This is a genomic window from Ralstonia mannitolilytica, from assembly GCF_905397375.1.
Taxonomy (GTDB): domain Bacteria; phylum Pseudomonadota; class Gammaproteobacteria; order Burkholderiales; family Burkholderiaceae; genus Ralstonia; species Ralstonia mannitolilytica.
Map to the genome: position 1 here is coordinate 88540 of NZ_CAJPVG010000004.1, position 13166 is coordinate 101705.

Sequence of the window (13166 nt, forward strand, 5' to 3'; positions counted from 1 at the left end):
GGCTGGCGGTCGAGAACTCAGCAGATGTTCCGGCAGGCGCAACCATAAGCGTCAATTTTCCGTGCCGGCGTAGACCGGCCCAACCGATGCACACAGTTGCATACCGGAGTCGCAGTTCATGGGGATTCTCAGCCGTCTACAACGGCGCACCGGGGGGAAACGGGGGAATGCAACAAGGATGCTCAAGCGGTGGGCCGTGCTTTGCGCGGCTGCGATCAGCCTGACGCCTTGCGTGTCGATTGCGCAGCAAGCGACCGCCACTTCCGGTTCCGGTGCGCTCAGCGCTGCGTCATCAGCGGTCGCCTCGCCGAATATCGCGTGGTATTACGGGGACAAGCCGCCTGTGGCGCAGCTGCGCGCCTTCGATGTGGTCGTGGTGGAGCCTGACCACGGCTTCGACCCCTCCCGCTGGAACACACCGCACACGCAGTGGTTCGCGTATGTCAGCGTGGGCGAGGTGACGCCGCAGCGGCAGTGGTACAAGGCATTGCCGAAGGCCTGGCTGCTGGGCGACAACGCCGCGTGGGCTTCGCGCGTGGTCGACCAGGCCCAGCCCGAGTGGCCGGCGTTCTATGTCGAGCATGTCATCAAGCCGCTGTGGGACAAGGGTTACCGGGGCTTCTTCCTCGATACCCTCGATTCGTACCAGCTCGTCGCCAAGGACGATGCTGCACGCGCTGCGCAGGAAGCCGGCATGGTGCGCACGATCCGCGCGATCAAGGCGCGCTATCCGGAGGCGAAGCTCATCTTCAACCGCGGCTTCGAGATCCTTCCGCAGGTGCATGGCCAGGCGTACGCCGTGGCGTTCGAGTCGCTGTATCGCGGGTGGGATCAAGGCGCCAAGCAGTACAGGAACGTGAGCGACGCCGACCGTGCATGGCTGATGGGCCAGGCGCGCACGATCCGCGACGAATACCACCTGCCGGTCATCTCCATCGACTATTGCCCCGCCGCCGACCGCGCCTGCGCACGCGAGACGGCCCAGCGCATCAAGGCACAGGGCTTGATTCCGTATGTGACCGATCCGGAGCTTTCGACCATTGGCGTGGGCCGCATCGAGGTACTGCCGCGCAAGGTGCTGTTCCTGCAGGAGCGCGACCCCCGCAACACGATCGACACGAGCGAGGGCGTGCGCTTTGTCGCCATGCCGCTCAACTTCCTCGGCTACGACGTCGAATACGCCGACATCAACAAGCCGCTGCCCGCCGACGTGCCGCCCGACCGCTACGCTGGCGTGGTCGTGTGGGTCAATACGAGCCCGATCAAGCAGGTGGGGGCGCTGACGTCATGGGTGCGGCAGCGCATCCGAGACGGCGTGCGCATCGCCTTCATGAACCAGTTCGGCATGCCGGCCGATGCGGGCATGGCCAGCCTGCTCAAGCTGCAGCTTGTCTCGGGGCGCGCCACCGGCCCGCTGACCGTGGTGTCGCAAGACAAGATGATCGGCTTCGAGATGGCCCCCCGCCCTGAGCGGCGCGAGGCTCAGCCGATCCAGGTGGGCGCGCATGGGCAGTCGCTGTTGCGCCTGAAGTCGGGCAATTTCGAGTTCGATGCCGCGGCCGTCACCGAGTGGGGCGGTTATGTGCTGAACCCGTACGCGGTGTTTTCGATGGACACCCTCGAGCAGGCGCGCTGGATCGTGCAGCCGCTCGAATTCTTGCGCCGCGCCCTGGCATTGCCCGACATGCCCATCCCCGACGTGACGAGCGAGAATGGCCGCCGGCTGATGCTCGTTCACGTGGATGGCGACGGGTTTGCTTCGCGCGCCGAGTTTCCTGGCCCGGAGTATTCGGGCGAGGTGCTGCTGCAGGACATCTGGGACAAGTACCGCATTCCGACCACGCTGTCGGTGATTGAAGGCGAGGTCGGCTCCACGGGCCTGTATCCGAAGCTCTCGCCGCGCCTGGAGGCGGTTGCGCGCAAGATGTTCGCGCTACCGTACGTCGAGCTCGGCTCGCATACCTACTCGCACCCGTTCGACTGGAGCCGCACGGTGCTGGGCGCTGCATCGGCGGGGCCGGGCAAGGATGCGGGCGGCGGCGACACGGCCTTCGCGCTGACCATTCCGGGCTACAAGTTCAGCCTGGAGCGCGAGATTGCCGGTTCCATCCGCTACATCGACGAACGCCTTGCGCCGCCGGGCAAGCGCGTGAAGATCCTGCAGTGGTCGGGCGACTGCCAGCCGCCGGACGTGGCGGTGCGCATGGCGTGGCAGGCCGGCGTGGTCAACATCAACGGCGGCGACACCGTCATCACGCGCAGCTCTCCGTCGTGGACGGAGATCGCGCCGCTCGGCATCGACAAGGGCGCGGGGGCCTACCAGGTGTTTGCGCCGAACCAGAACGAAAACGTTTACACGAACGACTGGACCGGTCCCTTCTACGGTTTCGACCGGCTGATCGAAACGCTGCAGATGACCGATACGCCGTATCGCTTCAAGCCCATCAACATCTACTACCACATGTATTCGGGCACCAAGCTGGCGTCGCTCAAGGCCTTGAAGAAGGTCTACGACTACGCGTTGTCGCAGCCCGTGCTGCCCCTGTACACCACCGAGTACGTCGCCAAGGTGCTCGACTTTCGCGACATGGCGATCGCGCGTGACGGCGACCAATGGGTCGTGCGCGGCAACGGTGACCTGCGCGAGCTGCGCTGGATGGCGCCCGGCACGCCGCGCCTGGCCGACGCACACGGCGTGACGGGCTATGACAAGGCCGCCGGCGGCCTCTACATCCACCTCGATGACGGTGCCGCGCGCTTTGCCATGACGTCCGCCGCCGAGCCCGCCCGCCTGCCTTACATTGCCGAGGCCGCCGCGTTTGTGCGCAGGTTCGAGCGCACCGGCAACGGCATCTCGTTCGAGGTGGGGGGCTATTACAAGCCGTTCGTGCGCGTTGCCAACGCCGGTGCATGCCGTGTGAAGGTCGACCCGCCCGCGCCGGCCGTGGCGCAGGGTGACAGCCTGCGCATCGACTTGCCCGGTGGCGCCGCCCAATCCGTGACTTATCAGCGCGTCGATGTGGTCTGCTGACCTGCCCCCCCGTGAACGGCTGCTGCCGCCCTGGCTGATCGGTGCGCTCGGTGCGCTGATCGGGCTGGCGCTCGCGCTGATGTTCCCGCGCGAGCGGCTGGAGGCGCGCCTGCTGGAGGGCGGCAAGGTCGATGCCCTGTCGGTGGCGTATCTCGAAGCGTGGCTGCGTGTCCGCCCGAACGATGGCGAGTTCCTGAGCGTGCTGGCTGCGCAGTACGTCCGCACCGGGCGCCTGGACGAGGCTGAAGCCATGCTCGTCCGCATGCGTGCGCTGCACGACGCATCGGTCGACCGCGAAGCGCTCTTGCTCGAGATCGCCATCCGCGAACAGCGTGCGTATGCGCTGCAGCCGAACGATCCGCAGCGTCTTGCCATGCTCGATGCGTTGCGCGGGCTCCTGAAGCAGGCACAGGGGTTCCAGTGGACGGCGCCGGAACTGGAGGTACTCGCCGCCAAGGCTCGCGCGCTGGATCAGGGCGCGATCGCGGTGCAGTTCTATCAGCGTCTCGCCAGGCAGGACGTCGCCCGCGCGTCGCAATGGCAGGCGCGCACGGCGGAGATCGCGCTCGGCGTTGGCGAATATCGCGCCGCGGCGGAGGCCAACTTTGCCGCGCAGGCCCAGGCCAAGTCGATCGACGCGCAGCGCCGCTACTTCATCGCCGGCCTGCAGGCCCTGCAGGGCGGCAACCTGCTCAACGACGCCATGGCCGAAGCGCAGCGGCGCGCAGGTCCGCTGCTCGACGATGCCGAAACGCTGCGCTTTCTCACGCGCCTGGCCCTGGCCTGCAACCGGCCGGATCTGGCCGACCAGTACGCGCGACGCCTGCTGCATCTGTCGTGGCGCGGGGCAGAGGGGCAGCCCGCCCTGGTGGCGGGCACGGCGCCGCACGAGTGGACGTTTGCCGGCCGCCCGGAGCCGCTGCCGACGCTGGCGGACGTGGTGTTCATGGATGGCCCGCAAGGCCTCTCGCATCCGCAGCGCCATGCCGCGCGCATCCGCACCGTGGCCGAGAGCGCCGGTCCGGCGGGCGAGGCCATCGCACGTGGCATTGCCCCCTTCAATGCAGACGATTACGACCTCGCGTATCGCGTCTTCCTGAGCAGCGGGAACCTGCGCGACGCCTTGCGCGTGGCAGAAGCGGCCGTGCGCCAGCGCCCCGACCTGAAGATCTGGACCGAGCGCGCCGCGCAGGTGGCCGAATGGGATCGCCAGCCGATGGCGGCGCTCAAGTACTGGCTGGCCTACGCGCAATCGAGCGGCGACGATGCAGCCTGGCAGAACGTCCTGCGCCTGGCGCCGGCGCTCAATGAAGACCACGCCTATCTGGCCGCCCTGCGTTACGAGGCCAGCCGCCAGCCGGGCGACATGAAGCTGCTCGACCAGGTCATCGCGGCGTATGAGCGCTTGGGCGAGCCGGAGCAGGCGCTGGCCTATCTGACCGGCATCGCGCGCGGCGCGCATCGCCAGGCTGTGCTCGAGCGCTATGCCATGCTGGCCGAACGCGCCGGCAAGGACGACGTGGCCTACGATGCCTACGTGCGCCTGCAGAAGGAATTCGGCCCCAACGCCGGGTATGCGCTCAAGCTCGCGAACCTGCTCTACGTGCGGGTGCGGTTCGAGCAGGCGCTTGCCGCCATGCAGGCCGCGCGCAACGTGGCGTCGCCGACGGACGATCTCTACTGGCGCACATTCGCCCAGCTCGCGCGACTGAACCAGCGCGACGACCTCTCGCGCGAGGCCTATCGCCAGCTGCTGATTGGCGGCAACGTGCAGCCGGATGACCTGGCGACGATGATCGACTTCTACGACGGCAGCCCCATCGACGCCGGCCGTCTGGCCGAGCTCGCCTTCCGCAAGGACGGCACGATGACCCAGCTGCAGCAGGCCATCTACTACTACACGCGGGCGCGTGCGTTCCGCCGCATCGACGCGCTGCTGGCGTCGCTCAGGCCGGAACAGCGGCGCGCCGCCGAGCAGTCCGCGGGGGTGCTCGGAGCGCGCGCCGAGTATTACCGCCTGAGCGGCCGCTGGGATGCCGCCATGCGCGATCTGCGCCGCGGTGTTTCGCTGCCCGACGCCGGCAGCGACGTGAAGGCCGCCTACCTGTGGAGCCTGCTGGATTCCGGCCAGAACGGCGAGCTCAGGCGCGCCCTGGCGCGGTGGCGTGGCGAGGCCGAGAACGACTCCGCCTACTGGGCCGCCTATGCGGCAGCCGGCCTGCAGCTGTTCGATGCCAATCTTGCGCTGCATTTCCTGGGCCGCCAGGGCAGGTCGATGCAGACCGATCCGCTGTGGCTGCTAGCCTATGCCGACGCGCGCGACATGGCCGGTCAGGCCGATGCCGCCTGGGGCCTGCGTCGCGAGGCATGGTGGCTGCTGTGGAAGGCGGATGGCGCGCGCGCCGCCAAGCCGTCGGGCGCCGCGCCGGCCGCCCGCCGCACGGGCACGCGCGTCACGGTGGGCGAGGACGATGCCGTGCCGCTGGAACAGGACGCACGCACCGAGCTGCGGGCGCGCCGTGTTGCGCTGGCCCAGACGTTCGCGTCGGGCGACCTGTCGCAGCGTCTGCTGATCGAGTTGCTGCGTGACGATCGCCGCGCCACGAAGCAGGCGCGCGAAGGCGGCCGCTCCGCCATGGCCCAATCCGAACTGGGCGACATCGATACGCTGCCGCCCGAGCCGCCCGAAAGCCCGGCCGACAAGCGCAAGCGCGACCCCGTGAGCGACCAGCTCGTTTCCGCCGTCGCCAAGGAGGCCGCGCTGGGCTGGGCACTGTCACAGGAAGCGAACGATCTGGCCCGCGCCTGGCTGCTGCAGCAATACGCCCGCCGCATGACGCGCCCGGCCTATGCCGAAATCTCCATCGCGCTGGCCGAGCGCGATCTGCAGACGCTCAATCGCCTGCTCGACGACACGCCCGATCGCATCCCGCTGTACAACCGTATCGACGCCAATGTGCTGACGGACCGCCTGGGCGAGGCCCAGCGCCTGTCGTTCGAAGGCTTGTCCACGGCACCCGACGACGAGCAGCTCCACCAGCGGGTGCGGGAAACGCTGCTGACCAACGCGCAGGCGCTGGAGCCGCGCGAGACCTGGTTCAAGCAGGCGCCGCTCACGTACTTCGAGACGAGCGCGGCCGCCGGCATCCGTCTGACCGACCACGCCAGCGCGCTGCTGCGCGCGACCCAGCGCAACCAGCGCTCGACCGACGACACGCAGCTCACCGGGGTGCCGGCGCAGGACCGCAGCGTCGACTGGATCTCGCAGTACCAGACGCAAGACACGCAATGGAAGGGCACGGTCGGCTGGCGCCAGGGCCTGGCCTCGTTCTATGCATTCCGGGTGGACGGGCTGCTCGGGCAGGCCGGACCGTTCGGTACCGAGCTGTCGGCCGGCCGCAACCAGCCCGCCAACGAAACCACGCAACTGCGTGTGGGCGGCGTGAAAGACCTGGTGGCGATCGGCGGCAACTGGCGCCTCACGCAGCGCGAGTACATCCGCGCGCGTGTGGAGGGCAACCGGTTCTACGGCCAGGATCGCTCGTTCCTCGGCAGTGGCATGGTCTTCGACGCCGAAGCCGGTTACCGCTTCCGCATGGAGTATCCGGACTACACCGTCCGCGTGGTCGGCACCCACGCGCGCTACAACGCTTCGGGCACGCCCAGCGCGCTGCTCGGACGCCTGCTGCCGAGCGGGGCGACGCTGGAGGCCGATGCCTTCATGCCGCGCTCGTTCACGCAATTCGGACTGCTGTTCGGGTTTGGCACCGACTATCTTGAGCGCTATACGCGTGCGTGGCGGCCGTTCATGGACGTCGGGGTGCTGCGTGACAATCGCGAAGGGTGGGGGACGCAGGTGCAGCTCGGCGTGGCCGGCAGTGTCTTCGGCAACGACCATCTGGCGCTGGTGTTCAGCCATGCCTCCATCACGCGCGCGGGCACGTCGCCCATGACGGAGATCGGGCTGCGCTACCGCTGGCTTTACTGACACACAGGAACAGGCATACGGGGAAAGAACGACATGAAGCACACAACGGAGAAAGCAATGACACCCTGGCTCAACAAGATCAAGGCCGGCCGCCGCCGCTGGCTGGGTGCGGTTGCGGGCGTCGGGCTGGCGCTCGCGCTGTCGGCCTGCGCGGTCGTCGACAGCGGGCGCGCGCCGGCGACGAGCGCGTCCGATGCGTGGGTCGTGCTGCCCATCGCCAACTACACCGAAACGCCGCAGGCCGGGCTGCGCGCCGAGACCATCGTCGCCAGCCTGCTGAAGGCGCGCGGCTTCACCAACCTCAAGCAGTATCCGGCCAGCCTGAATAGCGAGTCCCTGTTCGAGCCGGCCGAGCGCGAGGCCGTGGCACGTGCGCTGGAATGGGCGCGTGGCGAAAAGGCCCGCTACGCCGTGACCGGCGCCGTGGACGAGTGGCGCTACAAGGTCGGCGTGGACGGCGAGCCCGCAGTGGGGATCACGCTGCAGGTGATCGACGTGCAGAGCGGCAACGTGATCTGGAGCGCCGCCGGCAGCCGCACGGGCTGGAGCCGCGACGCCGTGTCGGCCGTGGCGCAGAAGCTGCTGCGCGAGTTGCTGTCGCCGCTGGGCCGGAGCTGATGAAGACCGAAGCGGCACAACAGGCACGCGGTCAGGTCGGGTCCAACGAGCGCCGCCGCAACGCGCAGGGCATCGGCGCATCGACCTGGTATGGGCGGCTCATCGCACCGGCGGCTTCGAGCCCGACCGCCGTGCTCGAAACGCTGGGCGCCGCGGTGGCGGCCATCGGCCTGGTCTGGCTGTTCGTTCCGGACAATCCCTTGCTGCTCGGCTACGGTTTTCCGTGGATGTGGCTGGTGCCGCTCATCCTGGCGCTGCGCTACGGCACGCTGCTCGGCGCGATGGCCGCGCTGGTGGTGCTGGGCGCATGGTGGCTGTTCTACGGACACGCGGCCGCTGCCAGCGGCTTCCCGCGGATGTACTTCCTGGGCGGGCTGATGTTGGTGCTCATCGGCGGGCAGTTTGGCGACATCTGGGGCGCGCGGCTTTCGCGCGCACGCACCGTCAACGGTTATCTCAACGACCGGCTAGCCGCGCTCACGAAGAACCACTTCCTGCTGCGCCTGTCGCACGAGCGCCTGGAAAACGATTTGCTGGCCAAGCCCACCACGCTGCGCGACACGCTCACGCACCTGCGCAACATCGCATTGGCCGCGCGCGAGCATGGCGACGGCACAGCGCAGGCCGATGTCGCGCAACTGCCCGGTGCCGTGGCGTTCCTGCAATGGACGGCGCAGGCCTGCCAGCTGGAGGTTGCCGCCATGGCGCGCGTGACAGGCAACCGCATCGAGGCCGAACCGGTGGCGCGCGTGGGTGCACCATTCGAGATCGTGGCGGACGACCCGCTGATCCGCCACTGCATCGAGACGCATACGCTGGCGCATCCGCAGGCGCCCGAACTGCGCCACGAAGGCAGCTCGCGTTATGTGGCGTGCGCGCCCGTGCTCTCGGGCGCCGACGAGCTGATCGGCGTTGTGGTCGTGCAGCAGATGCCGTTCCTCTCGCTGTCGTACGAGAACCTGCAGTTCCTGATGGTGCTGCTCGGCTATTACGCCGATGGCGTGCGCCACCTCACCGTCAGCTCGGAGATTCTCGACCTCGTGCCCGATGCGCCGTACGAGTTTGCGCTCGACCTCGGCCGCCTGGCGCGGCTGCATCGCGATACCGGCATCGATTCGTCGGTGGTGGCGCTCATCTTTGACCAGGACGAAGCCAGCGATGCCTTGTTCGAGAGCGTCGTGCGCAGCCGCCGCGCGCTGGATGTCGTGTGGCAGGCCAGCGGCAAGGCGCGCCGCGCCATCATCACGCTGATGCCGCTGTCTGGCGCGGGCGCCGTGTCGGCGTACCTGGTGCGCATCGAAGACAGCCTGCGCGCGCAGTTCGGCGTGGATTTCGAAGGCGCGCATGTGAGCGTGCAGACGCTGCATGTGACCGGCGAGCACCCGGGCGAAGCGCTGCAGCGCTTCCTCACGCGCTGCCACCTCGACGGCTGAGCCAAGGGGCACATCGACATGTTCAAGCTCACGCTCGGCGGGATCGCGGCGCAGATCGCCGCAGTCACCATGGCACTGCGTGCCGGCAACAGCCTCGCGCTGCTGCTGTCGTGCCTGGTGCTGCAGGCGGGGGCGGCGGCGCTGATCGGGCTGGCTGCCTGGCGCCTGCTGCCGCGCCGCTATCGCGTGCCGTTCGTCTGGACGTACGGCTACCTGGCGGCCCTGTCCTTCTTCGTGCCGGTGGGCGGTGGCGTGGTCGTGCTGGGCGGCCTGCTGTTGGGCAAGCTGTTCCCTCGGCCCGAAGACGACAAGGACATCGCCGAGGTGGGGCTGCCCGTTTTCGTGGCGCACCTGGTCTCGCGCGTGACGCACGGCGGCGGGGCCCGGCTGCGCGCCCAGCTCGGCAACGCACGCGCACCGGTGCAGAGCCGCATGACCGCGCTGGTGGCCATGCAGTCGATGCCCACGCGCACCGCCAGCCCCGTGCTGCGCGACCTGCTGGCCGACCCCGTGGACGACATCCGCCTGCTGGCCTACGGCATGCTCGACAACGCCGAGAAGGTGCTCACGCAGAAAATCCTGACCGAGCTGCCGCGCCTGGAAGAGGCCGCCACGCCCGAGGCCCGCTACGAGATCAACAAGCGCCTCGCTGACCTGTACTGGGAGCTGATCTACCAGAACCTCGTGCAGGGCGACGTGTACCGCTATACCGCCGAGCAGGTCGAGCGCTACGCCAGCGCCGCGCTCGACATCCAGCCCGACAACGCCGCGCTGTGGTACATGCGCGGCCGGCTGGCACTGTCGCGCCGCGAGCCGGACGTGGCCGAGGCTCACCTGCGCCGCGCCGAGGCGCTCGGCTTCCCGCGCGACCGCCTGCTGCCGCCCCTGGCCGAGGCCTGCTACCTGCGCCGCGATTACGCGGGCGCGCGCGCGGCGCTGGCGCAATTCTCCAGCCGGTCGCCGCTGCCGTTGCTGCGCCCGCTGTTGCGCTACTGGACATCATGAGCGACGACCAATTCCCACGCGCCCAGTCCGCCGACGTTGCGCTCCTGCTCGAAGGGACGTTCCCCTACGTCAGCGGCGGGGTGTCGAGCTGGGTCAACCAGATGATCCGGGCATTTCCAGACATCCGCTTCGCCGTTGTCTTCATCGGCAGCCGCCGCGAGGATTACGGCAAGCCCGTCTACGCCCTTCCCGACAACGTGGTGCACCTCGAGTGCCACTACCTGTACGACTTCCCGCCGCCGCCGCTGGTACAGGCCAGCGGCGGCGATGCCGCTGCCTTCGAGCGCTCGCGCAAGCTGCACGATGCCTTGCGCCACGCCACCACTGCCGCGCACAGGGAAGAGACGGCCGAGCTGATCCGTGCCTCCATCGCCGACCTGCGCGACGGCGGACCGCTTGCCGAGGAGCAGTTCCTCTACAGCCACCGCGCCTGGGACATGATGACGGACTACTACCGGCGCTACTGCACCGACCCGTCGTTCACCGATTACTTCTGGACCGTGCGGATCATGCACAAGCCGCTGTGGCAGCTCGTGCGCATTGCCGAGAACCTCATCCCGGTGAAGGTGTTCCACACCGTTTCCACCGGCTATGCGGGCTTCCTGGGCGCGCTGCTGCGCTACCGGCGCGGGCGTCCGCTGCTGGTGTCGGAGCACGGTATCTACACCAAGGAACGCAAGATCGACCTGTTCCAGAGCCAGTGGATCCGCGACAACCGCAGCATCTTCGAAAAGGACATCGCGCAGATCAGCTATTTCCGCGACCTCTGGGTGCGCTTTTTCGAGACCATGGGCCGCGTCTGCTACGACGCCGCCGAAGAGATCGTCGCGCTGTATGAAGGCAACCGCCGGCGTCAGGTGCTCGACGGCGCGCCGGAAGAGAAGACGCGCAGCATCCCGAACGGCATCAACCTGCCGCGCCTGGCCGCGCTGCGCGAGAAGCGCCCGGCAAACGTGCCGCCTGTGATGTGCCTGATCGGCCGGGTGGTGCCCATCAAGGACGTGAAGACCTTCATTCGCGCGATGCTCACCATCACGCGCGAGATGCCCGATGCCGAAGGCTGGATCGCCGGCCCCGAAGACGAAGACCCGGAATACGCACAGGAATGCCACAGCCTGGCCGAAAGCCTGGGCCTGGGCGATCGCATCAAGTTCCTGGGCTTCCAGAAGATCGACGACATCCTGCCCAAGGTCGGCGTACTGGTGCTGAGCTCCATCAGCGAGGCGCTGCCCCTGGTGGTGCTCGAGGGTTTTGCCGCGGGCGTGCCGGCCGTGACGACGGATGTCGGGTCGTGCCGGCAATTGCTGTTCGGCCTCGATGGCGAAGACGCAGCCCTGGGTGCCGCCGGCGCGGTCGTCCGCATTGCCGACCCCGCCGCATTGGCCGCTGAAGTGCTGACGCTGCTGCGCGACGAAACGCGCTGGCAGCAGGCGCAAGCCGCCGGCATCGCCCGCGTCGAGCGTTATTACACGCAAGAGATGATGGTGGGGGCCTACCGCGCGCTGTACGACCACCTGCGCACGCTGCCGGACCACACCGCAGACACGGGTGCCAAGGCCGCTTCTGCTGCCGCGGCGGCGTGCCCGCACCACGCCCGGCAGAACAAGCCGCACGAGGGAGCCCGCTGATGGCCGGCATTGGTTTCGAACTGCGCAAGATGCTCAAGCGCGACAGCCTGCTCGGGCTGCTGCGCGCCTACACTTACGCCGGCATCATCAGTTCCGGGCCGTGGATCCTGTCCATCGTCGGAATCTTGCTGATCGGTATTCTCAGCCTGCCGTTCGTGATTCCGGGCTCGCTCATCACGCAGTTCCAGGTGTCGGTCACGTACCTGATTGCGGTGAGCCTGATCCTGACCGGGCCGCTGCAGCTTGCCTTCACGCGCTTCACGTCCGACCGGCTGTTCGAGAAGCGCGACGACCTGATCCTGCCGAACTACCACGCCGTGTCGCTGGTGATGACGCTGGTCGCGGGCGGGCTTGGGCTGTTGGTGATCCTGTTTGCGTTTGCGCAGCAGTCGGCCATCTACCGGCTGCTGATGCTGGCCGGTTTCGTGGTCATGGCCAACATCTGGATCGCGGTGATCTTCCTGTCGGGCATGAAGCAGTACAAGGCGATCGTCTGGATCTTCCTGCTCGGCTACACGCTCACGGTGCTGCTGGCGCTGCTGTTCAACCGGCTGGGGCTGGAAGGGCTGCTGCTGGGCTTCGTCACGGGGCAACTGTGCCTGCTGATCGGCATGGCCGCGCTCATCTACCGCAATTTCAGCGGCCGGCGCTTCCTGTCGTTCGAGGTGTTCGATCGGCGGTTCGCGTACCCGTCGCTCATGCTGATCGGGTTGCTGTACAACCTCGGCATCTGGCTCGACAAGTTCATGTTCTGGTATGCGCCGGGCACGGGGCAGCAGGTGATCGGCCCGCTGAATGCGTCGGTCATCTATGACATTCCGGTGTTCCTGGCGTACCTCGGCATCATTCCCGGCATGGCGGTGTTCCTCGTGCGCATCGAGACGGACTTCGTCGAGTACTACGACGCGTTCTACGACGCCGTGCGGGGCGGGGCATCGCTGGAGCACATCGAAGACATGCGCAACACGATGGTGCAGACCATCCGCGCGGGCCTGTACGAGATCGTGAAGATCCAGGCCATGGCCGCGCTGGTGCTGTTTGCGGTGGGCGCGTCGGTGCTGCGCGTGCTGCAGATTTCGGAGCTGTACCTGCCGCTGCTGTATGTCGACACCATTGCCGCGAGCTTGCAGGTCGTCTTTCTCGGCGTGGTGAACATCTTCTTCTACCTCGACCGGCGGCGCGTCGTGCTCGCCCTGACCGCGGCGTTTGTCGTGCTCAACGGCGTGCTGACGTGGATCACACTCCAGCTTGGGCCGGCCTGGTACGGGTATGGGTTTGCCGTGTCGCTGCTGCTGGTGGTGATGGCGAGCCTGGTGATGCTGGATCGGAAGCTTGGGCGGTTGGAGTACGAGACGTTTATGTTGCAGTGAGGGGATGAAACCGGGGATGCACCGAACACGCCCCGGAATCCCGAGGCAAAGACCCATAGCCGCACAACATCCCCCCCAACAACTCCGCATTTG

The 13166-nt window shown here is 67.8% G+C and carries 7 protein-coding genes; all 7 read left to right on the plus strand.

Annotation, left to right across the window (positions count from 1 at the left end; genetic code table 11):
• The first annotated feature begins 178 nt into the window (after nt 1-178).
• From KHN96_RS10405 to pelG, 7 genes are read left to right on the plus strand one after another with little or no spacing between them, the layout of a single operon-like run.
• On the plus strand, nt 179-3031 hold the full coding sequence (locus KHN96_RS10405; protein WP_244855862.1) for a bifunctional glycoside hydrolase/polysaccharide deacetylase family protein: 2853 nt from the start codon (nt 179-181) through the stop codon (nt 3029-3031).
• Nucleotides 3018-7019 (plus strand): tetratricopeptide repeat protein, encoded by a 4002-nt coding sequence (locus tag KHN96_RS10410; protein WP_045787380.1) that lies wholly within the window; start codon nt 3018-3020, stop codon nt 7017-7019. The genes KHN96_RS10405 and KHN96_RS10410 overlap by 14 nt, the downstream gene beginning before the upstream one ends.
• A gap of 57 nt (nt 7020-7076) precedes the next feature.
• On the plus strand, nt 7077-7637 hold the full coding sequence (locus KHN96_RS10415) for a transporter (RefSeq protein ID WP_045787379.1): 561 nt from the start codon (nt 7077-7079) through the stop codon (nt 7635-7637).
• Nucleotides 7637-9070 (plus strand): PelD GGDEF domain-containing protein, encoded by a 1434-nt coding sequence (locus tag KHN96_RS10420; protein WP_062738298.1) that lies wholly within the window; start codon nt 7637-7639, stop codon nt 9068-9070. The genes KHN96_RS10415 and KHN96_RS10420 overlap by 1 nt, the downstream gene beginning before the upstream one ends.
• Before the next feature lie 18 nt (nt 9071-9088).
• Nucleotides 9089-10075 carry a tetratricopeptide repeat protein gene (locus KHN96_RS10425; protein WP_045787377.1) on the plus strand — a complete coding sequence of 329 codons (987 nt, stop codon included), beginning with the start codon at nt 9089-9091 and terminating at the stop codon, nt 10073-10075.
• Entirely contained in the window at nt 10072-11703 is a 1632-nt protein-coding gene (gene pelF / locus KHN96_RS10430) for a GT4 family glycosyltransferase PelF (RefSeq protein ID WP_045787376.1), read from the plus strand. The genes KHN96_RS10425 and pelF overlap by 4 nt, the downstream gene beginning before the upstream one ends.
• The gene (pelG, locus tag KHN96_RS10435; RefSeq protein WP_045787375.1) at nt 11703-13073 is read left to right on the plus strand and encodes an exopolysaccharide Pel transporter PelG; all 1371 of its coding nucleotides are present in this window, start codon (nt 11703-11705) and stop codon (nt 13071-13073) included. The genes pelF and pelG overlap by 1 nt, the downstream gene beginning before the upstream one ends.
• Nucleotides 13074-13166: the final 93 nt, after the last annotated feature.

Coding starts and splice junctions, on each gene's coding strand:
- KHN96_RS10415 (WP_045787379.1), top strand. CDS start 7,077: ATGACACCCTGGCTCAACAAGATCAAGGCCGGCCGCCGCCGCTGGCTG.
- KHN96_RS10420 (WP_062738298.1), top strand. CDS start 7,637: ATGAAGACCGAAGCGGCACAACAGGCACGCGGTCAGGTCGGGTCCAAC.
- KHN96_RS10410 (WP_045787380.1), top strand. CDS start 3,018: ATGTGGTCTGCTGACCTGCCCCCCCGTGAACGGCTGCTGCCGCCCTGG.
- KHN96_RS10405 (WP_244855862.1), top strand. CDS start 179: ATGCTCAAGCGGTGGGCCGTGCTTTGCGCGGCTGCGATCAGCCTGACG.
- pelG (WP_045787375.1), top strand. CDS start 11,703: ATGGCCGGCATTGGTTTCGAACTGCGCAAGATGCTCAAGCGCGACAGC.
- pelF (WP_045787376.1), top strand. CDS start 10,072: ATGAGCGACGACCAATTCCCACGCGCCCAGTCCGCCGACGTTGCGCTC.
- KHN96_RS10425 (WP_045787377.1), top strand. CDS start 9,089: ATGTTCAAGCTCACGCTCGGCGGGATCGCGGCGCAGATCGCCGCAGTC.